This is a genomic window from Paenibacillus luteus (genome assembly GCF_006542765.1).
GTDB lineage: Bacteria > Bacillota > Bacilli > Paenibacillales > Paenibacillaceae > Pristimantibacillus > Pristimantibacillus luteus.
The window spans coordinates 56,790-79,461 of the sequence record NZ_SKCD01000017.1 but is presented as its reverse complement, the minus strand read 5'-3'; the positions used below and the strand labels follow the sequence as shown (position 1 = coordinate 79,461).

The 22,672-nt window shown below is 47.0% G+C and carries 18 protein-coding genes; 12 read left to right on the top strand and 6 right to left on the bottom strand.

Going from position 1 to position 22,672, the window contains the following annotated elements; all coding sequences use genetic code 11:
* Positions 1 to 117: 117 nt before the first annotated feature.
* The 8 genes from E0496_RS14375 (at position 118) to E0496_RS14340 (ending at position 10,904) form a co-directional block, all read left to right on the top strand.
* Positions 118 to 2,760, top strand: coding sequence for an alpha-L-rhamnosidase (locus E0496_RS14375; RefSeq protein WP_241674806.1), 2,643 nt, complete (start codon positions 118 to 120; stop codon positions 2,758 to 2,760).
* On the top strand, positions 2,757 to 4,037 hold the full coding sequence (locus tag E0496_RS14370; protein ID WP_141502501.1) for an MGH1-like glycoside hydrolase domain-containing protein: 1,281 nt from the start codon (positions 2,757 to 2,759) through the stop codon (positions 4,035 to 4,037). Before E0496_RS14375 ends, E0496_RS14370 begins: the two co-directional genes overlap by 4 nt.
* Positions 4,038 to 4,108: 71 nt before the next feature.
* Positions 4,109 to 5,419 (top strand): ABC transporter substrate-binding protein, encoded by a 1,311-nt coding sequence (locus tag E0496_RS14365; protein WP_141502500.1) that lies wholly within the window; start codon positions 4,109 to 4,111, stop codon positions 5,417 to 5,419.
* A 56-nt stretch (positions 5,420 to 5,475) separates the two neighbouring features.
* Positions 5,476 to 6,375, top strand: a complete 900-nt coding sequence (locus E0496_RS14360) for a carbohydrate ABC transporter permease (RefSeq protein ID WP_141502538.1) — start codon at positions 5,476 to 5,478, stop codon at positions 6,373 to 6,375.
* Positions 6,376 to 6,377: 2 nt separating this feature from the next.
* Positions 6,378 to 7,220: a carbohydrate ABC transporter permease gene (locus E0496_RS14355; protein ID WP_141502499.1), complete on the top strand. Its 843-nt coding sequence runs from the start codon at positions 6,378 to 6,380 to the stop codon at positions 7,218 to 7,220.
* Positions 7,221 to 7,312: 92 nt separating this feature from the next.
* Positions 7,313 to 8,782, top strand: a complete 1,470-nt coding sequence (locus E0496_RS14350) for a DUF5605 domain-containing protein (protein WP_141502498.1) — start codon at positions 7,313 to 7,315, stop codon at positions 8,780 to 8,782.
* 745 nt (positions 8,783 to 9,527) lie between these two features.
* Positions 9,528 to 10,124 carry a TetR/AcrR family transcriptional regulator gene (locus tag E0496_RS14345; protein ID WP_141502497.1) on the top strand — a complete coding sequence of 199 codons (597 nt, stop codon included), beginning with the start codon at positions 9,528 to 9,530 and terminating at the stop codon, positions 10,122 to 10,124.
* Between the two features lie 30 nt (positions 10,125 to 10,154).
* A complete protein-coding gene (locus tag E0496_RS14340) occupies positions 10,155 to 10,904 on the top strand; it encodes a (S)-benzoin forming benzil reductase (protein WP_141502496.1) in 750 nt (249 codons plus the stop codon).
* 122 nt (positions 10,905 to 11,026) lie between these two features.
* Here E0496_RS14340 and E0496_RS14335 read toward each other — a convergent pair whose 3' ends face one another.
* From E0496_RS14335 to E0496_RS14320, 4 genes are all read right to left on the bottom strand, one after another.
* Positions 11,027 to 11,797, bottom strand: a complete 771-nt coding sequence (locus tag E0496_RS14335; protein WP_141502495.1) for a hypothetical protein — start codon at positions 11,795 to 11,797, stop codon at positions 11,027 to 11,029.
* A 56-nt stretch (positions 11,798 to 11,853) separates the two neighbouring features.
* Positions 11,854 to 12,996: a M56 family metallopeptidase gene (locus tag E0496_RS14330; protein WP_141502494.1), complete on the bottom strand. Its 1,143-nt coding sequence runs from the start codon at positions 12,994 to 12,996 to the stop codon at positions 11,854 to 11,856.
* Between the two features lie 2 nt (positions 12,997 to 12,998).
* Positions 12,999 to 13,361 carry a BlaI/MecI/CopY family transcriptional regulator gene (locus E0496_RS14325; RefSeq protein ID WP_141502493.1) on the bottom strand — a complete coding sequence of 121 codons (363 nt, stop codon included), beginning with the start codon at positions 13,359 to 13,361 and terminating at the stop codon, positions 12,999 to 13,001.
* Between the two features lie 217 nt (positions 13,362 to 13,578).
* Entirely contained in the window at positions 13,579 to 17,034 is a 3,456-nt protein-coding gene (locus E0496_RS14320) for a discoidin domain-containing protein (protein WP_141502492.1), read from the bottom strand.
* 595 nt (positions 17,035 to 17,629) lie between these two features.
* On the opposite strand from E0496_RS14320, the gene E0496_RS14315 reads away from it, so the two are divergent.
* Both E0496_RS14315 and E0496_RS14310 read left to right on the top strand, forming a co-directional pair.
* Complete coding sequence (locus E0496_RS14315) at positions 17,630 to 18,238, top strand: hypothetical protein (RefSeq protein ID WP_141502491.1); 609 nt, start codon at positions 17,630 to 17,632, stop codon at positions 18,236 to 18,238.
* Between the two features lie 93 nt (positions 18,239 to 18,331).
* Positions 18,332 to 18,514 (top strand): CsbD family protein, encoded by a 183-nt coding sequence (locus tag E0496_RS14310; protein WP_139992276.1) that lies wholly within the window; start codon positions 18,332 to 18,334, stop codon positions 18,512 to 18,514.
* Between the two features lie 107 nt (positions 18,515 to 18,621).
* Here E0496_RS14310 and E0496_RS14305 read toward each other — a convergent pair whose 3' ends face one another.
* Together E0496_RS14305 and E0496_RS14300 are read right to left on the bottom strand one after the other, a co-directional pair.
* Positions 18,622 to 19,617, bottom strand: a complete 996-nt coding sequence (locus tag E0496_RS14305) for an ABC transporter substrate-binding protein (protein ID WP_141502490.1) — start codon at positions 19,615 to 19,617, stop codon at positions 18,622 to 18,624.
* A gap of 76 nt (positions 19,618 to 19,693) precedes the next feature.
* Entirely contained in the window at positions 19,694 to 21,337 is a 1,644-nt protein-coding gene (locus tag E0496_RS14300; protein WP_141502489.1) for a helix-turn-helix domain-containing protein, read from the bottom strand.
* A 147-nt stretch (positions 21,338 to 21,484) separates the two neighbouring features.
* Between E0496_RS14300 and E0496_RS14295 the strand changes: the two genes are divergently transcribed.
* Positions 21,485 to 22,123 (top strand): hypothetical protein, encoded by a 639-nt coding sequence (locus E0496_RS14295; protein WP_141502487.1) that lies wholly within the window; start codon positions 21,485 to 21,487, stop codon positions 22,121 to 22,123.
* A 97-nt stretch (positions 22,124 to 22,220) separates the two neighbouring features.
* The gene (locus E0496_RS14290; protein WP_141502486.1) at positions 22,221 to 22,622 is read left to right on the top strand and encodes a hypothetical protein; all 402 of its coding nucleotides are present in this window, start codon (positions 22,221 to 22,223) and stop codon (positions 22,620 to 22,622) included.
* Positions 22,623 to 22,672: the final 50 nt, after the last annotated feature.

The window sequence follows — 22,672 nt, the reverse complement described above, 5'->3', positions numbered from 1 at the left end:
CTATATCTATTGTGATATCAACCTATAAATGTCGATTCATGATCTTTTATACTGTAATCAACGAAGCAGGATGCAGAGAGGAGCGCGAATGTGGGAATTACCGCAAGTCGTTTAAAAATGGTTCATAAGCACGAGCCGCAGCAGAAAGCGACAGGCGCTGCCGCCAGCATGAGCTGGATGCTGCAATCCGCCGAGTCGGATCAGCTTCAAAGTGCTTACCATATTCAGGCTGCATCTGCACAAGAGCAGCTGCTTCTGGGTAAGCCGGACCTGTGGGACAGTGGCGTTGTTGCATCGGGACAATCGCTGCATGTAGAATATGAGGGCCTACTGCCCAAAGCAGGCAAACGATGCTGGTGGAGAGTCAGAGTGTGGGATGAGTCTGGATCGCCATCGGAATGGAGTGAAGCAGCCGTCTGGACGCAAGCGCGCCTTGAGCCATCGGAGTGGATTGCGCAATGGATTGGAAGCGTTATCCCGAAGGAGCTGGAGCTGCCTCCGGCAAGCTATCTGCGCAAAGCCTTTCAAACGGAAAGGCATGTAAAAAATGCAACCGCTTACGCAAGTGCATTAGGGCTCTATGAGCTATCCATTAATGGCAAGCGTGCAACCGACGAGCGGTTCGCCCCCGGATGGACGGATTATCATACCAGGGCACAATATCAGGTCTGCGATGTCACACACCTGCTGCGCCAGGGGAGCAATGCCATCGGCATTATTTTAGGCACAGGCTGGTACGCGGGTTATCTGGGGATGATGGGACGCCAGGTATATGGGGAGTCTCCGAGGCTGCTGTTTCAGCTTCATCTGGCGTATGAGGATGGCAGTGAAGAATGGCTGATCTCGGACGACTCTTGGAGAATAAGCAAGGGGCCGATCCTTTACTCGGACATTATTAAAGGGGAAAAGTACGATGCCCGCCTGGAGCAGTCCGGTTGGAATGAGCCCGGCTTTCAGGATGTAGATTGGGAGCAGCCGCACTGCTTTGAGCCTTACGCAGGGGAATTGACACTGCAGCATGATCCGCCAATCCAGGTGATGGAGCAGATCCGTCCGTTATCTGTCAGGAAGACAGAGCGGGGCAGCTATATATACGACCTAGGGCAAAATATTGCCGGCTGGACACGACTACAAATCAGTGGACGCTCCGGACAGGAAATTACGGTTCGGCATGCGGAGATGTTGGATGCTGACGGGTCGTTGTACTTCGCCAATCTCCGCAAGGCGGTTCAAACATGCATTTATATTTTGCGGGGGAATGGAACAGAGGAGCTGGAACCGCATTTTACCTATCATGGTTTCCGCTATGTGGAAGTTGAAGGAGCGGAGGATGAGCTAACCCTTGACCAACTGCTTGGACTCGCCGCCTACTCGGCCGCTGAAACGTCCGGCTGGGTAGAAACTTCGGATGAGATGATTAATCGGCTGTACAGCAATATTGTCTGGGGACAAAAGGGGAATTTCTTTAGTGTTCCGACAGATTGTCCGCAGCGGGATGAACGACTCGGCTGGACGGGAGACGCGCAAATCTTTGCACGTACAGCCTGCTATAACATGAATGTCGAAGCCTTTTTCAAAAAGTATATGGTGGATGTAGCTGATGCACAGCGGGAGGACGGCGCGTTTCCGGATACGGCACCGGATGCAAACTGGTCATACTTCAAGCAGGTATCAAGCGCCAAGTGGTTTGCACCGGATAATGCGGGCTGGGGAGATGCGGGTGTTATTATCCCGTGGACGTTGTATCTGATGTACGGTGATGCTGCCATTTTAAAGCAATATTACGATCGAATGAAGCTATGGGTCGATTACTTGAAGGCTAATAGCAATGATCTGATCCGGCCGGATTATGCCAATCACGCCGACTGGTTGTCGGTGAATGCGGATACGCCAAAAGATGTTCTAGCCACACAGTATTTTGCCTACAGTACTCGGTTATTTGCCCGGATTGCTGCCCTTGTCGGCAATGAGGCGGATGCGGCTAGCTACGATGATTTATTCGAACAAATAAAAAAGGCCTTTATGAACCGATTCGTTGCAACGGACGGCATGATTGAAGGAGATACCCAGACGGTATATGCGCTGGCATTATATTTTGGCCTGCTGACTGAGGAACTGAATGAAAAGTCGGGTCAGCGGCTGGTACAGCTCATTGAGGAAAATGGCAATCATCTATCGACGGGTTTCCTCGGCGTAGGCTATCTTCTCCCTGTATTGTCCGAGATTGGCCAGAATGAGCTTGCCTACACGCTGCTTCATCAGGAAAGCTATCCTTCTTGGCTTTACTCCGTCAAGCATGGCGCTACGACGATCTGGGAGCGGTGGGACGGCTGGACAGAGCATGGCGGCTTTCAAAGCCCTAGCATGAACTCGTTCAACCATTACTCGCTAGGTTCGGTCGGAGAGTGGATGTTCCGTTACATGGCAGGGTTGGACACCGATCCGCAGCAGCCCGGCTTCAAGCACCTTCGGTTTCAGCCAAGGCCGGGAGGAACGCTCAAATATGTGAAAGCGCATTATGAGAGCGGATACGGACGCATTGAAGCAAGCTGGGAATATGATGAGCAGCAAGGAGTTACGGTCAAGCTCAGTCTGCCGCCCAATACGACTGCTTCCGTGATTTTGCCGGGGCCGGCAGTGCGAGCGCAAGGTCAGGTGAAATCGCTTGAAGCGGGCAGCTTGCATTATGAGGTAGGCTCAGGAACGTATACCTTTTACTGCGCGCAGACAGGGAAAAAGGAAGGAGAAGCAAGCCTATGAGTGAAGCTTTCGAGCATTATGAACAGCTGTTAAGAGCTTATATTGGCGAGAAGGCGGATACCATTCTGAAGGCACCCGCTCATTATCTCAAACATCCCTTTGTGGATCCCGGCTCCATTTATGACGGCAATCTATGGGATTGGGATTCCTTCTGGGCAGTCTACGCGCTGCTGAATATGGCGGAAGATGAGAACAGGGACCGTTATATTGCACATGCCAAGGGCAATATTTTTAACTTTCTCGATTATCAGCTTGAAGATGGCTACATTCCGATGATGATTGAAAAGAGCAAGCTGCCCGAGCCTTATCTGATCGGTAAGCGCAAGGAAGGGCATATCATGAACATGCACAAGCCCTTCTTATGCCAGCAGGTTGCAATTATAAGCGGAGCATGCGGGGATTACAGCTGGATCGAGCCGCATCTGGAGCAGCTTGAGCGCTACTTCGATTGCTATGACCGTTTCTATTATCACGAGAATAGCCGGCTGTATGTGTGGGCGGACGATGTGATGATCGGAATGGATAATGATCCGGCAACCTTTGGTCGGCCGCGCTTCTCAACTGCGAATATCTATTTGAACAGCTTTATGGTTAGTGATATGAAAGCCTTTTCATCCATTGCTGCTCACCTTGGTCGCCCTGAACTGCAATCGCGCTTTGAAGAGAAGGCAGCCGAGCTCAGTAAAGCTATTCAGGAGGAATGCTGGGATCAGCGGGACAAGTTTTATTATTCGGTTGATGTGGATATTAAAACCCGTGCTTATGATTGGTTTCATACTGGACTTGGGGTGTTCTGGAAGACATTACCCATTAAAATAAGGGTATGGTCTGGTTTCATTCCACTGTGGGCGGGCATTGCCGATGATAGGCAGGCTGCTCTACTGGCTGAGCTGCATGCAGCAGATAAAAATACGTTTAACAGCCCGTCTGGCATGGCAACGCTCGCCCAGGATGAGAAAATGTTCGATTGCCGGGCAACGAATAACCCGTCGAACTGGCTTGGCCCAGTCTGGATTGTTGCCAATTATGTGGTCTTCCGTGGCTTAATGAATTATGGATATGTGAAGCAAGCCGAGGAGCTGTGCATCAAGACGGTAACGCTGCTTGGCAGGGATCTCGAGAAAACGGGTGTGCTTCATGAGTACTATATTCCAGAAACCGGAGAGCCAGTCATGAACGGCGGATTTTTAAATTGGAACCTGCTTGTACTCAACATGATTGATGAGATGCGCGGAAAATCGCCAATCAGCAGCTTTCTTGGGATTCATTTTCCTTGAAATGAAACCGATAGCAATTATGCAACATCGTTAATGTTTTAGCTTGCTAACTATAAGGGAGGTTTTTTAAAATGTTTAAAAACAGAATGTTATGGTCTTCGCTGCTCGTCACCCTGATGATTTTCCTTGCTGCATGCGGCAACTCATCGACTAACAGTCCTTCCGGAAGTAATAAAGGAGAGGAAGCCGCAGAGAAAAAAGTAGAATTGCGAATGATGTGGTGGGGGTCTCAGGCGCGTCATGAAGCAACACTGAAGGTCATTGAATTGTTTGAGGGCAAAAATCCTAACATTTCGATTAATGCCGAATATCTGGGAGCAGACGGCTACTGGGATAAGCTGAATACCCAAATCGCGGGAGGCAATGCGCCTGACCTTATTCAGTTGGGCAACAATTACCCAGACTATGTATCCCGCGGCACGCTGCTTGAATTGGACCCGTTCATGGGCAATGAAATTAATTTAAGCGATTTTGACGAGGCGATTGCCACAAGCGGCAAGCTGAATGACAAGCAATATGGCATTAATCTGGGCTCCAATGCACTTGGCATCGTGTATAACACCGAGTTGATCAAAAAAGCTGGCATGGAGCCGCCGAAAGCGGGTCTGAGCTGGGAAGAGCTGGAGCAGTACAGCAAGGAGCTTGTAGCCAAGCTTGGCAGCGGTTACTATGCTTTCGCAGATCAATCTGCCTTTACCCATTATGTTGGGCATTATGTGCGACAAAACGGAAAAGCACTGTTTGATGGCAGCAGCATTTCCTTTGATGAAACAGACATGACCTCATGGTTTGATATGTGGAAGCGTTTCCGTGATGAAGGCATCATTCCTTCAGCAGAGAAATCGGCCGCTTATTTGGAAGTTGCTCCCGACAATTCTATGTTGGTTGAAGGCAAAACTGCGATGGTTGTCATGTGGTCCAATCAGTTGAAGGCTTTCCAAGAAGCGATGCAGGATGAGCTGGAGATGATCCCGCTGCCAAGTGGCGGAACCGAGAAGGGCATGTGGATTCAGCCTAGCCAGTTCCTAGGGGTAAGCGCAAAAACCGAGCACGGCAAGGAAGCGGCTGCATTTATTAACTTCTTCGTCAATGATCCTGAAGCAACAGCGATCTTAAGCAGCGACAGAGGCATTCCGGGTTCCAAGGTCGTTCGTGAAGCTCTAAAAGCGAATGCAGAGCCAATCGTATTGAAAACGTATAACTATCTGGACGTGGCCGCTGAGCAGTCCCGCGAGATGGACCGCGAAATGCCAAACATTGCCGAGTGGGATGCCGCTTTGAAAAATGCGGCTCAGAAAATAGCTTTCGGCGCAGCTTCCGCCCAAGAATCTGCCCAAGAAGCTTTGAAGGCCGCTCAAGCTGCAGCCGCCAAAGCAAAATAAAATCCCAATAGGAGGGACCGCGTTTGAATCAATCAGCTAAATCAAATCGGACTTCAATGTATTTCAAGGGGCTGTGGAAGAAAAATGCGGTCCCCTACCTTTTTCTTCTGCCCTGGTTTTTGGGGGTTTTCGCACTCACGATTGGACCAATGATTAGCTCACTCTATCTCTCTTTTACCCAATATGACATGCTGACACCGTCCAAATGGATCGGGACCGAAAACTATGCCAGAATGCTCGATGATCCACGTTACATGCAATCGTTAAAGGTCACTTTTACTTATGTATTCGCATCCGTCCCGTTAAAGCTGATTTTTGCGCTTGCGGTAGCCATGCTTCTGAACAAAGGCATACGAGCACTTCCACTATACCGGACGGTCTATTACATTCCGACCCTGCTTGGGGGAAGCGTAGCGATAGCTGTCCTGTGGCGCAAAATGTTTGGCGGCGGCGGTGTGCTGAATGAGTTTTTGCTCAGCGTGTTCGGCATTCAGGCTCCGGATTGGGTATCAAATCCCAAATATGCGATTTATTCGATTATTGCGTTAACCGTATGGCAGTTTGGCTCATCGATGATTATATTTTTGGCGGGCTTAAAGCAGATCCCGATGGAGCTATATGAGGCATCCCAAGTGGATGGAGCAGGCAGAATGCGCCGCTTCTTCAATATTACGATTCCGATGCTCTCGCCGGTGATCTTCTTCAATCTAGTCATCCAACTGATTACGGCTTTCCAGGCCTTTACGCCAGCCTTTATTATTAGTGGCGGCAAAGGCGGGCCGATCGACTCTACGCTGTTCTATACCCTGTATCTTTACCAAAAGGGCTTTGCCTTCTTCGAGATGGGTTATGCTTCTGCCATGGCGTGGGGACTTCTGGTTATTATTGCGATATTTACAGCTATTATCTTTGGCACATCCAAGTATTGGGTTAACTATGCGGACGGGGGGAAATGACGATGAATACAACTTCAAGAGCACAGGCCATGGGTACGCACCTCTTCGTCATTGTGCTCGGCCTCGTTATGCTCTACCCGATTATTTGGCTGGTGGTCAGCTCGTTCAAACCAAGCTACCTCATCTTTTCGGATTTGTCGATTTGGCCTAAAGAGGTCACGCTGGACAATTATACGAAGGGCTGGTCCGGCGTATCCAAATCCTCCTTCGGCACGTTCATTGGCAATTCCATTATGCTCGGACTGATTTGCGTGGTGGGAAACGTGGTTTCATGCTCGATGGCGGCCTATGCATTTGGAAGGCTAAACTTCTCTTGGAAAAAAGTATGGTTCGCGCTGATGATGGTGACCATTATGCTGCCGCATCACGTAACGGTCATTCCGCAATATGTTTTTTTCTTCAAAATGGGCTGGGTAGACACATTCGGTCCGCTATTTGTACCTAAGCTGCTGGCAACGGAAGCATTCTTTATTTTCCTCATGGTGCAGTTTATTCGCGGCTTGCCGCGTGATCTGGACGAATCTGCGACGATTGACGGCTGTGGGACGATACAGATTTATTGGCGAATTATTTTGCCGCTTGCTTTTCCAGCGCTGATTACAACGGCCATCTTCACGTTTATCTGGACCTGGGATGATTTCTTCAGCCAATTGCTGTATCTGAACTCGCCGGGCAATTACACGGTTCCGCTTGGTCTGCGCCTGTTTATGGACTCCTCTGGCGAGTCGAACTGGGGTCCTATGTTCGCGATGTCAGTGGTCTCATTAATCCCAGCCCTGATTATTTTCTTCTCCCTGCAGCGTTACTTTGTAGAGGGTATTTCTACGACGGGGATTAAAGGGTAAACAGCGAAAAAGGATCAGTCAAGGCAGCTTGCTAGAGAGCAATAGGCCGGAGAACGCCTACTGCCGCAATCGAAGAGAGAGGGGAAGATCGCATGACGGTACGGGAAGCAGCAGTGGAGCGGTGGGGGCAATTTGAGCTTTCACTGGCCGGTCCGCAGGAGGGCAACCCTTATGTGGAGCAGGAGCTGAAGGGGTATTTTAGCAAAGACGGGCATGAGGTATTGGTTCGGGGATTCTATGATGGGGGCGGGGTATACCGCATTCGATTCATGCCGGAGCAAGAGGGTCGGTGGACTTACAGAACCGAGAGCTCGTCAGCACAATTGAATGGGCATACGGGAAGCTTTGTATGTACTCCTGCTAAGGAGGGCAACCATGGTCCGGTTCGGGTGAAAAATGAGTATCAGTTCACCTATGCGGACGGCAGCAGCTATGCTCCTTTCGGGACGACCTGTTATGCATGGATTCATCTGGACGAGGCGATGCAGCAGCAGACGCTGGCTACTCTGGCAGAAGCGCCGTTTAATAAGCTCCGGATGTGCGTTTTTCCAAAGCATTATGCGTTCAATTCAACCGATCCGGATTGCTATCCGTTTGTGAAGGAGGAAGGCGGCAGCTTTGATCTGGAGCGGTTCGATCCGCGTTACTTTGCCAAGCTTGAGCAGCGCATATCCGATTTGCAGCAGCTTGGAATTGAGGCGGATTTGATTCTATTCCATCCCTATGACAAAGGGCGTTGGGGCTTTGATGCCATGGAAGCGTCAAGTGATGATTATTATTTGCGCTATGTGATTGCCCGCCTGGCTTCCTTCCGCAATGTATGGTGGGCGCTGGCTAATGAATATGATTTTATGGAAGAGAAGCATATGACGGATTGGGACCGCCTGCTGCAGCTGACACAGGAGGAAGATCCTTACGCGCATCTGCGTTCTATTCATAACGGTACGAAGATGTATGATCATGCCAGTGTCGTGTTCTATGATCACAAGCAGCCATGGATTACTCATCTGAGCGTTCAGCATTGGGATGTAACGATGCCGCCGATTTGGCACAGGGAATTCCATAAGCCCATTGTGGTGGATGAATGCTGCTATGAAGGCAATTTGCCGCAGCGCTGGGGCAATGTGACAGGCGAGGAAATGGTCCGCCGTTTCTGGGATATCATCGCCCGTGGCAGCTACTGTACACACGGAGAAACCTATGCTGATGAGCATGATACCATCTGGTGGGCCAAGGGAGGCAAGCTGCATGGCGACAGCCCGGAGCGAATCCGCTTTCTGCGGACGATTCTGGAGGCAGCGCCGGAAAATTGCATGCCAATCCCCGAGGTATACGATGTACCGACGATTGGAATTGAAGGGGAGTACTACCTTCAATACTTCGGCATTCATCGTCCGGCATACCGGATCATTGAGCTGCCTGAGGGCAGCAGCTTCAAAGCGGAAATCATCGATACTTGGGAAATGAAGATTACGGAGGTCGAGGGGCTGCTAAGCGGAACAAGCAGGCTAGAGCTGCCGAATAAGATTTATCAGGCGGTTAGGCTGACGCGCGTGTTGTAATTAGGCAGTAACACTAAGCTGTTATGTTGGTTTCATTGAACCGTGGACCTCAAGCAATAGCTTGTTCAAAGCCCACATCTCGTTGATCGAGTTGTGGGCTTTTTGCTGCGTGTATCTATATAAGTTGAACTAAAGTGTTTCGTGGTGGTCACTGTGTGAGTAGATCATTCTTTAGGGTCGCTGTTGTAACCAGATTCTTTGATTGACTAAGACATTTAAAGGTAAGAATCCGGCTACAAAGGCGAACACTTCGTTTCTCCAGAACAATCTTCTCACTTCGCTTACACTTCATTTTTTTAGTTCAACTTATCTATATCTCTAAAACCCAGCCATAAGCTGCCCATTTGAAACCGCTGAGGTAGATTAGATCTATTTTTTAGACCTATTTCATCCATTTCGACTATTTGCGCCAGATTAGATCTAAAAATTAGATCTATATCTCCAAAACCCAGCAATAAGCTGCCCATTTGAAGCCGTTAAGGTCGATTAGTTTGAAGACGGGAGTATGATCCATGATTATTATTCGATGAAATTCTCAATTATAAATGGACTATCATTGACCGACTGTGCTTCCGTATGGAATCCTGCTTTCAGAAACTCATTAAGTCTAAAATCACTGGTTGGACTTATATATTCAGGCAATAAAGAAAATATTTTTTTAACTATCGGTAGTTAAATTATTGACTTTTTAAATTTCTGATGTTTATAATAATTACCAGGAAGCGGACGGAAGGAGCAGATGCATATGAAGAAAAAGGAGCTTACGACTAATCAATTAATAGAAGCCGCATTTGAGCTTTTTGCAGAGCATGGATTGGAAAAAACAAGTTTAGGAATGATTGCTAGCAAGGTCGGCATAACAAAGCCTTCGATTTACTATCACTTTGCTACCAAAGAGGAGCTTGTGGGTCGAACCTTTGATCATATATTCAAAGATCATCATTTCGAGAAGTATTTCCAGACACACTCGCTGACAAAAGAGAATTATAGAGATACCTTGTATCAAGGGGGCTTACAAATGTTACCGGATGGTGACAAAGAACATTATGCCGTAATGAGGGTGTTAAGTGAGTTTATGATGCTTGCCGAACGTGATGAGCTTTACAGAGCACGTATAACTGATATGCAGCAGGAGTTTTTGAATGGTTTTCGTGCTCTATTGATCAAGGGGGTAGAGTTAGGCATTGTCTCCTCTCAAAATGTGGATTATAAGGCCCAGATACTTGCATTAGTCATCGATAATATTTCCAGATGTATGATGATGAAATTTGCTTTGGATTATCAAGAGGTTTGGAAGGAAACCATTGATAGTGTTCTTAGAGAAGCTGCGCAAGCGGAGTGACCATATTGTTAATGAGGAGGAAATCGACGAATGAAATGTTTTATCATTACCGGCACATCTAGAGGAATTGGGGAAGCATTGGCTGATCAATTGCTAGCTGAGGGGCATCATATTTTCTGCATATCAAGGACCTCCAATAAACGGTTAATTGAACGGGCCAAAGAGAAAAATGCCAGGCTGAGCTACTGCTCATTCGATCTTAATCAACTAGGTGAAATTGCTAAGCTATTTGAAGAGATTTTTCGAGAAGTGGAAGATGCAGCTGATTTAGCCGCTATCTATTTGATAAACAATGCAGGAATGCTAACTCCGGTTGCGCCAATTGAACAAAACACTGCTGCCAGCATTATTAAAAATGTACATGTAAATCTGCTTGCTCCGATGATTACAACGTCCAATTTTATTAAGCTTTCACAGCAATTAAGGATAGATAAGCGAATCATGAATATTTCTTCAGCTTCTGCCCGATATCTGATGCCGTCACAAAGCTGCTATAGCACCTCCAAAGCTGGCTTGGACTCGTTCACCAAAAGCGTAAGCATGGAGCAGTCAAATCAATTGAACCCTGTTAAGGTAGCCTCCGTATACCCAGGAATGATTGATACACAGCTGCAGGCGGATATTCGTTCGGTAAGTAAAGAACAATTTCCTTACGTCGACCAATTTATAGAGTTAGCAGAAGAAGGAAAGCTGCAAACAGCGGAAGATACAGCAGCAAAATTAATCGATATCCTTTTCGATGACGAGTATGGAAGCACTGCGGTTATCGAACAATTATAATTACATTAACGTTATCTTCATTTTGTAGAGAAGGGATAGCGAAATGATATCCTTTCCTATATTTCAAGCGAAATACAGCTTACTCGGTTTTCCGAATAAGCTGTTTTCTTGTTCAAATCATATTATTCGTCCGTTGCAGCCTTTAATGTGGTTTGGCCTTTAGCATAAATGATATCCGCAATAAAATCTGTACGCTCGGCGGTGAAATTAACAAAGCCAGCACTGCTAGATATCTTTGCCGCATAAAGGGACAAGGTACCGTCACGATTAGGCATGAGTGCCATATCCCCACCAAAATACGCATAGTCAAAGGTATGAACCTGCTTCGTACCCGGATCAAAGTAACCCGCTAGGGAGCGATGAATACCGGAGCCAAATGAATAGGTAAAATACAACTCCGATTCCCCGCTGCTATCCAGATCGGAGAGAGCTATGCTGGTCACGCCAAACCCGCCGAACCACTGCCCAAGCGGATAGGCTTCCCCTTTATATAGCAAAAAGGATGCGCAGGATTGGTCATATTTGAAAATCTGATATTCAGAGTTTTCTTTCATTGATTCCGGTGTAATGTTATAGGGCTTGTCTGTGTCATAGCCTGATTTGAAGTCCTGTTGCAAAGCTAGAAAAGCATCCACACCTTCTTGAGTTCCCGTGATCGTCGTATTTTCGGTCATGACCTCGTTAAGCTTTGAAATTTTATAGATGCTCCAAACATATTCGCTCTTAAGTGTATTTACGTTGTCCTTGTGCATTTTCGCAAGCCATAGCTCATCGTCCAGCAAATAAAGGCGGTAATCCGAATCAACGGCCGAATGAGTTAGTTTGTATTGATAACGTTCTTTATAGCCTGAAATATTAGGGACATTAATGCTAGCACCTTTCATATTAGGCATTATAAAGCTGTTCTTGAATTCCTGCTCATCTAAAGCTTCCCGTTCATAGATAGCCGCTATTTTCTGTTGATTGCCGGCTTCATTAGTGATGATAAGCGAGTTTTCGGTAATGTGTAGTATTCCTTAAACCCTTCAAAGGCCATAAACGAGCTAAATAGATTCATATAGACCTGCTCCTCAAAACGATAGCTGCCATACAGCTCTATATCCTCATCGATTGCTCCATTCACGATGGGATTCGTGGCACAAACGGCGACAGCCAGGATACAGGCAGCAGCAGAGAAGGCGATCATTCGTTTTTTCGGCGCCCTAAAGCGCAAAATATTTTTTACGCGCTCCCGGATGCCGGTCTCACCGAAAGCTAGTGGGCTCGCAGACGGAAACCGCTGGTTTGTTGCAAAGGCTAGCAACGACGAACAATAGTCCTTAGCGATACCCGAACCAGTCTCGGTCAGCACCCGTTCATCGCAGCTCATCTCCATATCTTTGGCCATTAATGCGAAGGCAAGCCACGCAAATGGATTAAACCAGTGAATGGCAAGAACCGCAAATGCGAGCGGTTTGATCAGATGATCTTTCCTTCTTAAATGGTAGGCCTCATGCTTCAGGATGTAGATGCGCTCCTGTTCCCGAAGGCCAAAGGGGATATAAATCCGCGGCTGGATAAAGCCAAGAATAAATGGCGACCGAATGCTGTCGGACTCGTAGATCTGGTTATTTAGACGGACGGCTGTGACCATGCGGCGTTTCAAGTTGAAGTAGGACACCAAGGCGTAAAGGAGCAATGCAGCAACGCCTGAACCCCAAACAATAGTGCCGATTTTAATCCATAGTTGCAGAGGATTTACGCTAGCGGCAGGGGCAGCCGGAGGCAGGCTTTCGCTAATCATGGCGTTCATAGTCGGAATGCCCACGGTCATCCCCGGTTTCTCCATATAGCCGATATCCGCAGGAACATAGCTCAGCGCGGATGGGCTGTTTTTTTGTGCAGCCGTCATATCAAAAGGGGGAGCATTGAAGATGCTGAGCTCCGAAGAGATAGATACCGGACAAACAAGGCGAAACAGCACAATCGCCCACAACAAGTAGGAATACTTCTTTGGCGCTCGTTTCAGCAGCAGGCGGATGAGAAGCACGGCAGCGATTACGTAAGTAGCGGTCAGGGACATATTAAGTATTTTTAGAAAGATGGTTTCCATACTCACCCCTCCTTATGTTCGTCAATCAGGCGTTTTAGCTCCTCAGCCTCTTTAGTGGAGAGACCTTTATTGCCAAAAAAAGATACGAGAAACTGGGGCAGCGAGCCCTCGAAGGTGCGCTCAATAAAATGCTCGCTCTCATAAGCTTGTATCTGCTCCTTGGGGATTATGGAGCTAACAATGGTATCCTCATTTTTAAGAAGTCCTTTTTCGCACATTTTACGAAGCACGGTATAGGTGGTGGGCTTTTTCCAGCCGAGCTTATCAGAACATAGGGCGACTAGCCTTCCCGACGCCACCGGCTCGCTCTCCCACACGACAAGCATAAAGCGATAATCACTTTCACATAGCTTTAAGTTACTCATAATGACCTCCCTTAATGGTTTATGGTTATAAACCTACAACTTGAGTTTATAACTATAAACCAAGATAGTCAATGGATTGGGAGGTTTAATTGTAATTTCATGCCAGCTTATGGCGCACACGTCATGATTTTGCATCGAGTCGGAGCTGCTATTACGATCAAACAAAAACAGCTTACCCGGTTGCCCGAGTAAGCTGTTTGCTGTTCATTGTGCTAGATCACCAGTTATTGCCGGATACTCTAGTGACGGTAAAGTTCGGGCTGCCGCTTTCGCCATAAATGGCTGCAACACCAGGGTTATTTACCTTCACGTTCGTAAAGCTTGCTCCGCCGACAGCTGGGCCTTGGCCTTGTTCTCCTCTGACTACAAGCTTGATTCCGTAGCGGCTTGGATTGTTAATGTTGACGTTCTCGACGCGAACATTTTGCATAGCAAGGTTCTCCGGGGACTTCGTCTGGAACATCAAGCCAAAGTAGACCGAATTATTAATATCTACGTTTTTCACCAGAACGTTCTTAAAGGTTCGATCTCCACCGAAGAACCAGATCGCTCCAAAGTTCTGATATTCATTGATTTTGTCATCGGCTCCGACACTGGTCCAGAAATCTCCACCCGTCCGGTCTAAGGTTACACCGTCAATCACGGTATCCTGATCACCAAAGCCTAATGTGTTGTAACCGAAGCTTAAGCTGCTAATGGTTATGCCAGGATAAGTTAACGTATCCGCACCATAGAGGTTTTGATAGAGATTATCCGATCCGCCATATACGGCAAAAGCCGCTGCGCGTCGCACACAAGTTGCAGTTAGATTCGTATACTTGTTGCCTACATTGTAGGAGCCGCCAGCATCAACCGCGCTGAACAAGGCGAAAGCGTCGTCACCGGCTCCTCTGGAATAGTTGTTGTCAATGACATTGTAGGAAGAGCCGTTTGTCATGTTAATGCCATCTGCGAATGTGTTTTTAATACGGTTGTCTTTGAACGTATTGTTAGATGAGTTGACTCCCCAATACAAGCAGATGAAGTGCTCCACCCAAATGTTTTGAACCGTTACGTTTTGCATACCGTTACCGTCGATAAATTTGCCTGGTCCGTCTGTCCGGTACACATAGTTGCCCCATGCAGACAGATCTTTAATCGTCGAACCGTTTGCAGTAGAACCGATGTTAAAGCCTACATCCGTATTAGATTGGTTTTGCGGGGCTACCAACTTGGTATGCCACGGGCCTGCGCCAATAATTTCGGTTGCGCGTCCATAAAGGAATATTTTGCTGTTAATCGTCCACTCTCCAGCAGGGATAAAGATTCCTTTTTTCGTAGAATCCTGTCTAAAATCATTAAGCGCTTGCTCGATGGATTTGGATGCAGATACCTCAACATATTTGGTCGGATCCGGATTGGATGCTGGAGGAGCGACATTTTCGGTTTCGATCATGTCTACATAGATGGACGATACGTCTCCGGCGTCTTTCTGGATTTTGATCTTCGTTCCGGCTGGATAGACTTGGTTCAGCAGAAGCTGGGCATCTTCATAGAGCCAGTAAGCGGTTAATCCTGCTCCAGGACTGTTGTCATAGCCGAGTCGGCCAAGCGTGCTTGGCGTTGCGTATACGTAAGAGAACTTGGATGATACCGTGAATTTGCCTTTGCTTACACCGTCAGCGTATATGCTAACTGTTCCAGTCGTGCTTTCCGGAACCGCATTGCGCAGGACAAACGCGTTAGCCGCCGAAGTCAGCGTAAACTCTACATATTCGCCTGTTGCATCAAGAAGAACGGCCGAGCGCCCGGAAGCTTCGCCGGCATAGTCGCCAGGCTTGAAGTTTGGAGCTAATTTAGTTCCGTTCGTCGTATTGGAAGCTGATTCTGCTTCAATGATGGTAAACGGCATATTTGCGCCGCGGCCTGAATATAGGCTTGTCGTATTGGTGTTGTTGGCTTGCTTGATGACGACTTCATTCGCATCATTGGCAACCGTTGCGGTTACCGTATAGCTGCCGTTGACAGCCGTCCACGTTCCCATTGTCACATTAGAGGACTGCCCTACCGCTAACGAGCCGTTATAGGAGCCATTCAAGGTTTGAATGGTTGCGCCGGCAGCGTTCTTAAGTACGAGCGTGATGGCATGAGCGCCGCCTGCAGAAGCAATATTGCCTTGGTTTTTAAGATTTACCGTAAAAGTTACCGTATTGCCAGCACTCGGATTACTAGGATTCCAAGTAGCTGTTGCGACTAAATCAGAGCTTGGCACAGCAGCGACAGTCAGCGCAGTCGAACTGTTGTAGCTGTTGTTCGTTTCGTTCTGTTCGATAATCGCGTTGCCCTCATCGACCTTTGCGCTAACCGGGTACGTGCCTGCATTTTTCGTACCGGCATTGAGCGAGACTGTTGCTGATGCGCCTGCTGTCAAAGCGGCAACCGGAGCGGAACCGGCAAGTTCGTTGCCCAGATAGAAGTTGACAGTAGTCGCAGGAGAGTTCGAGGTGCCGATATTTTTAACCGTTGCACTAAGTGTTATGGCGTTTGTCTCAATGGGAGCCGTTGGCGTCCAAGTCAAACCTGTAATGGTGAGGTCCGGATTGGGAGCCGCGGCACCATAAATTTCGAACTCGGCTACTTGGCCGGCAGGAGCGCCGCTGTTGGCTGTTATATTCAATCGAACCTGTTTGGCTGTAGCTGCAACCGGAATGGTTACCGAGTTGCCGCTAGCAGGGTTGAACGTATACGTTCCAGCAGAAACCAAGTTAGTGAATGCAGCCGTGTCTTGGGTGTTGCCTAACACTTGAATGGTTTGCGTACGAGCGCCCCATTCATTGGACGGATTAAGCTTCAGAACAATCGATGTTATGTTGTGGTTTGCACCAAGATCAACAGTCAGCTGGCTTGGATTGCTGCCGCCCTCCCAGTATGTAGTCGTGCTGCCGTCATTGCCGTTTGTGGCTACGAAAGTGTGGACCGTTGAGGAAGAAGTGATTGATTTGCCTAGAGCTAAGTTGGACCCAGCAGGAGGCGTTGGCGTAACCGTAGTTGTAGGTGTTGGTGCTATTGTTGGTGTCGGTGTTAGGGTCGGTGTGGGAGTTAAAGTTGGTGTTGCTGTTGGTGTAGGCGTAGCCGTCGGTGTAGGAGTTGGAGTAGGTGTTACCGTGGAGCCGTAAATTTCAAATTCAGAGAGTTGTCCAGCGGGCCAGCCCGTGTTAGCCGTAAGGTTTAGGCGAACGTAACGGGTACTGGTTGCGGTAAAATTAATGGTCACCGCATTGCTGCTTACCGAAGGATTAAAGGTATAGCTTGCAGAGCTGACAATAGAGGTAAATGTTGAGCCGTTTGTGCTGCCTTGAACAGCGAGTGTTTGCGTACGCGTCCCCCAGCCAGTCGGCAGCTTCAACACGATTTGATCTATGCTGGTATTGGAACCGAGATCAATTTGAATCCATTGTGGAAATGCATTGTTCGTGCTTTCCCAATACGTACCCGCATTGCTGTCATTAACATTGCTGGCAACGTACACATCAGCGTGGCCGCTAGCCGTTACTGTTTTGCCGAGAGCAAGGTTAGGACCGCCTGCGGCTGAAGAGGAGGAAGGATACTGAGTGAGCTGTGATAACAAGAGGACACATGCCAAAAATAAAATAACAATCGGTTTTCTTTGCAGCATTTGGCTCATAGAGAACATAAAAAACCTCCTAGTATATTTTTAAACAAACAACTATTAATGCGCTTTCATTTTTGCGCAGACCGGCGTTCTCTTTTGATACCACCTCCTTAATTATGGGATAGGAATAAACGCCGCTAACCGATTTTGCATATTGCCATGACTGTAAGCCACAAATAAATAAAACCAATATTAGTCTAATATTGGTTGCAAAATCGGCAGGTAATATGGTATATCCATGCGGCGCTGTGAACGATCTTATAATCCTAGCATAAAGCAGTTGCATCGCATGCTGAAGATGCATTCCTACGATTATCATGTGCATTATTATTGTTTAAGCCTTGGATATGTGGCGGAGGCATCTAGGTTCAAACATCTGTTTATCGCTTGTTTTATACAAATACTGGGACTGAATTATCTTTTCATGTGTAATCTTGTCTCATTGCTCATATGGCGTTGTGTAACTGGAAATACGGTGCTACTATGGGTTTGTCTGGAATTTAGAACATTTAAAGGAGGAGATTGAGCAATAACGAACAAGCCTGCTGCAAACACAGCATGAATAGAAAGTTTGTAGACAACGGAGAACATTTAAAGAAGAGAGAGGACGGTTTTTATGAAAATGCGTATTTCGAAGGTTTTTTTGTCATTGACCCTAGTTTTTATGCTAATTCCAGCGTTTGCTGCCTCTGTGTTCGCAAGCGCACCGTCAACACCCGTGATTAGCTATAATGCTTATTATCATTCCGTGAGCTTCAATTGGACCTCTTCAAATGCAGTGAACTTTGATATTTATAAAGATGGTAATTATGTTACGACGACCAGCAGCAGGAATTATACGGTATCGGTTATTCCGAGCTCAGCGGTCTGGTTCAAGGTAGTAGCAAGAAGCAGTGACGGACAAACCGCCGAGTCTACGGTTGTGGTCAGTACGCCGTCTGTCAACGACAGCTGGACCTTCTCCGGTCTGTATGGCAATATTCGGATGGGCGCCACGCTTACGAATCCACGCAGCGATTACGGAACAACGATGTATATTACGCTTTACCGGGTAACAAGCTCCGGGGAGGTGAGCGTAGGCACAACTTCGGTCTACGTGGGGGCAGGCCAAACGGTGACTAGCTGGTATCCGCTTGCCACTGGCCAGCCCTACGGAACCTATCGCGTCGCCGTCAGCTCACCATGGATTATCGCTTCAGGTGTTTCACTGGGGACTTACTTTTAATGGAATAATGCGCTCTTCTATCTTACGTGAATGTTTCAAAATGCCCGCTTGGAGGTAAGATAAGAGCATACAACGACAGAGGAGATGGTAACCATGAAAACCAATGGGCTAGAGGATAAAGTTAAAGGTATGGCGAACCAGGCCAAAGGCGAAGTGAAGGATCGATATGGTGAGGCCACAGATAATAAGAAGCTGCAGGCTGAAGGCAAGCTAGACAAGCTTAAAGGCACCGCACAGGAGAAATTAGGAGAACTAAAGGATAAAATCAGCAGGTAGCTAATGAATGGCGCGAGCTCTCCCATTAGGAGAACGGCGTCAGGCAAGCTAAGCCAAAAAACGCCATACTGCATTGTTGCAGTAATGGCGTTTTTTGATTTGTTTTTTTAACGTCCAGCAAGGATTGCTTCAGCTAATAGTTCAACCTGATTCTCAATGGCGATAGGGTCGTCATTATACAGGGAGTTATAGTCAATCGTGTGCACACGTCCATTTTTGACTGCATCAAGATTATTCCAGATGGCGCTGGCTTCAAGGTCCTTGAGGACAGTTGAGGTGCCCTCGGGGTCGTAAGTGGTCAAAATAATGTGATCGCCAGCGAATTCCGATATGACTTCGTACGAGATTTCGCGGTACCATTCCTCGGAATTGCGGAACACTTCATCGACTTTTGGCGCAGGCGTGACTTGCAGGCCTTCATAGAGGGCGTAGCCGCCCATATTTACAAATCCGTAAACACGCAATTTGTTTTTCCAGATGTTAAAGATCGTAAACGTTTCATCTTCTTTAATGGTATGAGAGACCTTCTCCCGTGCAGCCTGTACCTTGTTATCGAATTGAGTAATCCATTGTTCCGCTTCGGCCTCCCGGCCAAGAATTTCTCCGAAAATCCGTACGGACTCTTTTGGCCCGCCGCTTAATTCCAAGGGAACCGTTGGAGCGATTTTCGAGAATTCATCGTATTTTGTCGCTCCCCAGGAAATAATCAAGTCAGGCTGAAGCTCGATGATCTTCTCCAAAGATTGCCCAATACTTTCCGTACCCTCTTTCTCGATGAAAGGGTGATTATTTAATACATAATCATCTGTGCCTATAGGCTTGATTCCAAGGGCAACGAGTTGACCATAGTACCAGTCCGTGACCACACGTTCTGCTTTGACAGGAATCTCTGAGCTGCCTGCCATATGTTCGTATAGGCGGGTAGACTTTTCATTCCCCGCATCAGTCGCTGCATTGTTGTTAGCTGACGAGTTATCTGTCGCCGGAGATGCGGCCGGATTGCCTGCTTTGTTCTCCGAATTTTTCGTATTGCTGCAGGCGATCATTCCTACAAGCATGACCACTGCCATAAAACATACCAGTATGATTCTTTTCCTACCCATTGTCCATATGCCCCCTGTATATAATGATTCTCATTATCATTAACAATGATAGCAAGTTCATCAGATCATGTACATGTCAGAATGATACCTGTTTCTTTGGACGATTGGGCAGAAGATAGTGCATGACATCGTCTAATTGTGCATCCAAGGCAGCGGGTCCGTAGCCGTACCATTTCGTCATATCCACCGGGTACACGCATCGTTGCTTCACAGCCGTCCGAGTCATCCATTCGGGACTCTTCATCATCTCTGCTGCTCGTAGCCTCGCGGCTTGATTATTCTCAATGGATACAAAATAGTGGTCGGCATCGTAAAGAGGCAATTGAGGGATAGAAAGCTCCGGGTGCTCTAATCCTTGAACGCGCATCGCCCTCACAGCCGGAGGAGGTGTCAACTGCAAGATATCATAAAGCAAATCAGCTCCCATGTAGCCATGGGCATAAATGAGCAAACGGTCGCTGCGTACATTTATGATGGCAATTTTGGTTTGGGAATCTAATTCCCGTTTTAAGGATTCGCGTGCGTGCCCTGCCCGGTGCTCAAAATATTCCAACCAGCGGTAGGCCTGTGCTTCCAAACCCGTAATTTGAGCAATATTCATAAAATGTTGTTTCCAGCTGATCCCGCGCCATGGAATCTGTATGACCAAGCCTAAAGGGCGATACGGTTCAAGCTGGCCATCGTCGCCTGTATCCATTAGTGGATGGAGAATAATATCAGGCTTCACACGTTGCAGCACCTCAAGCCGCTCGGCTTGCTTTGTCTGCCAATAGAGCGGTTGAAACGAACGAGTAACTTGGGAAAGCTGGAAACGATGATTTACCCAGGTATCTGTGATAGCCGTGCAGGGCGTGACACCGAGCGACAACAAATCCAGCGTATAGGCATGGTCCAAGGATGCAATTTTCAAGGGCTTGCGCAAGTAGACGGTGGGGGACATTCCGGTAACTTGTTTGAATTTCCGGCTTAAATAAAATTCGTCCGTATAACCGACTTGGCGGGCTAATTCATTTAATGATTGGCGAGACTGAAGCATCATGGCCTTAACCTTGTCGATCCTTATGCGATTAAGGTATTCCACGAAGGTATAGCCGGTCCGCTGCTTGAAGCTTAATGTGAACTGCCGCAGACTTAAACCGGACATGATGACAGCATCCTCTCTCTGGATTTTGCGATCGAAGTGAGTATGCAGATAAGATATAACTTGATCGATACCGTCTAATGTTTTGGTGAACGAAATGGAAGCAGGCTGTTCGAGCGCCCACCATGCATCAGCAAATAGAGTCATGAATTGTGCCTGCAAGGGAAGCCGCTGTGATATGCTGTGATAGAGCCTATTTTCGTAGGAATCGTACAAGGCGGATATCTGATTAAACAAAATAGAACTATTTTGCTCAACCAGCGTTGGCAAAAGTGGAAGATCATTCGAGGGCTCCTCGCAGATCCATTCATATTCGCAAGCATATAAACGAAGTTGATCGGTAGGTGAAAGAAGGCTCTCATTGGCATCCTGGTATAGATGAAGGGGAGTATTTGGCGGCAAGGATATACAGGCAAAGCCATTTAGAGTATGTGAGTTTTTATGGATCATTAGCGTAGCTGATGGTCCATCTATAAATAATAAACTATAAGTATCCCGGTGATACGTGAAGTCTATCGTCTGCAAGGCTGCCGAATAAGTATACATGTTTTTGAGAATTGGAATTCCTGAACGCTCCATATGAGTGTCACTCCTTCTAAGTTGCTGTTTTATTACGGAAATGGATCGATCGCGGCTTCCATTCCTGTTGCTAGCAGATTAGTCATTCAGATAAGTATAAATGAATCCTATTCATTCGCGCAAAATGATTTGCCTAGGAGATAGACAATGCAATTAATAGAGGAAGGAGGGACGGAATTGCTAGTTCAATCATTCCGGGAACAACTATTCAAGGGATTAGGCGCACCGCTGCTGCATTTAATTAACCATAGGAATAAACCGCAAAAAAAGTACGTCCATACGATCGTGAAAGCCTGTGTGGGGAGTACGGCTTATGATCCGCAAGCAGAAACGGAAAGAACGGAGTACTTATACGAGGCAGTGAAACACTCAGGTTTTTCAAGCCGAATACAAAAAGAAGTGCTTGATCATTTGTTATTGTCTGAGGAAGAATATGATACGCAGCAAATGCTTCGACTTGCGAGGCGTTTTGCAGAAGACGGCAATGAAGAAGCCAAAGAGGCGATACGGAAAGCCTTTCAGTATAGCCAGGGATGGAATTGTTTTATTGGTGATGAGGAACTGATCGCTATAGATAAACAGAATGGGCTAAAGCGCGTCGTGGAAGAGATAGGGAAGAAGATTGTTGAGGAGGATTACGTGGAGAGTGATTCCACTTATAATTTTGCGATTGAGCAGTTAGGCAAAGATGCTGTCGATGCGTTCTTCCAGTCTCAAAGTCATCATCTATACGTGAGTGCCTACTTGAACTCTGTGATGGAATATAGGAATTTGCCTCTATCTTAATATTTTTCTAAAAAGAAAATTCCCCTTATCTGAAGATATCCTGTTGTCGTTAGCTCGTTCCTCTAAAAAAAGCATCTCCAAATATGCGATCTTAGCTTTGAGAAACATAGAATCAGAGGCCGTGCATGAATTTGCGCTTGAACTGCTGCAAGATGAACATCCGCATCATTTTGCATTAGAACTCCTTGAGCTTAACTATAAGCAGCAGGATTTAACTGTTGTTGAGCGGATTTTATTAAAGAAACAAAATAAGGATGACTTTCATGATCGGGCTCTAGATGTCATGCATATCTTTGAGAAGCAGAAGGACCCTTCTAGTATTGATTTAATTTTGCATATTTACCGTGAAGGTCGGTGCACGAGCTGTAGGGAAGGGTTTATCGATATTTTGATTGCTAATCATTGGTTGCCTTCTACTGTTTGGGATGAGCTGTTGTATGACAGCAACCTGGATATCCGGGAGAAGGCAAGACAGTATAGGAGGAAGGAATCCGACTAATGGATGAGAGCTGTCTATCAAAACCGTAAACAGCTTAGGAAAAATAGAAT

What these genes read in the sequence shown, in the direction of transcription:
- E0496_RS14295 (WP_141502487.1), top strand. Translation starts at nt 21,485, where the DNA reads ATGCAATTAATAGAGGAAGGAGGGACGGAATTGCTAGTTCAATCATTC.
- E0496_RS14300 (WP_141502489.1), bottom strand. Translation starts at nt 21,337, where the DNA reads ATGGAGCGTTCAGGAATTCCAATTCTCAAAAACATGTATACTTATTCG.
- E0496_RS14355 (WP_141502499.1), top strand. Translation starts at nt 6,378, where the DNA reads ATGAATACAACTTCAAGAGCACAGGCCATGGGTACGCACCTCTTCGTC.
- E0496_RS14315 (WP_141502491.1), top strand. Translation starts at nt 17,630, where the DNA reads ATGAAAATGCGTATTTCGAAGGTTTTTTTGTCATTGACCCTAGTTTTT.
- E0496_RS14360 (WP_141502538.1), top strand. Translation starts at nt 5,476, where the DNA reads ATGTATTTCAAGGGGCTGTGGAAGAAAAATGCGGTCCCCTACCTTTTT.
- E0496_RS14350 (WP_141502498.1), top strand. Translation starts at nt 7,313, where the DNA reads ATGACGGTACGGGAAGCAGCAGTGGAGCGGTGGGGGCAATTTGAGCTT.
- E0496_RS14375 (WP_241674806.1), top strand. Translation starts at nt 118, where the DNA reads ATGGTTCATAAGCACGAGCCGCAGCAGAAAGCGACAGGCGCTGCCGCC.
- E0496_RS14335 (WP_141502495.1), bottom strand. Translation starts at nt 11,797, where the DNA reads ATGCCTAATATGAAAGGTGCTAGCATTAATGTCCCTAATATTTCAGGC.
- E0496_RS14345 (WP_141502497.1), top strand. Translation starts at nt 9,528, where the DNA reads ATGAAGAAAAAGGAGCTTACGACTAATCAATTAATAGAAGCCGCATTT.
- E0496_RS14330 (WP_141502494.1), bottom strand. Translation starts at nt 12,996, where the DNA reads ATGGAAACCATCTTTCTAAAAATACTTAATATGTCCCTGACCGCTACT.
- E0496_RS14365 (WP_141502500.1), top strand. Translation starts at nt 4,109, where the DNA reads ATGTTTAAAAACAGAATGTTATGGTCTTCGCTGCTCGTCACCCTGATG.
- E0496_RS14320 (WP_141502492.1), bottom strand. Translation starts at nt 17,034, where the DNA reads ATGTTCTCTATGAGCCAAATGCTGCAAAGAAAACCGATTGTTATTTTA.
- E0496_RS14340 (WP_141502496.1), top strand. Translation starts at nt 10,155, where the DNA reads ATGAAATGTTTTATCATTACCGGCACATCTAGAGGAATTGGGGAAGCA.
- E0496_RS14310 (WP_139992276.1), top strand. Translation starts at nt 18,332, where the DNA reads ATGAAAACCAATGGGCTAGAGGATAAAGTTAAAGGTATGGCGAACCAG.
- E0496_RS14325 (WP_141502493.1), bottom strand. Translation starts at nt 13,361, where the DNA reads ATGAGTAACTTAAAGCTATGTGAAAGTGATTATCGCTTTATGCTTGTC.
- E0496_RS14370 (WP_141502501.1), top strand. Translation starts at nt 2,757, where the DNA reads ATGAGTGAAGCTTTCGAGCATTATGAACAGCTGTTAAGAGCTTATATT.
- E0496_RS14305 (WP_141502490.1), bottom strand. Translation starts at nt 19,617, where the DNA reads ATGGGTAGGAAAAGAATCATACTGGTATGTTTTATGGCAGTGGTCATG.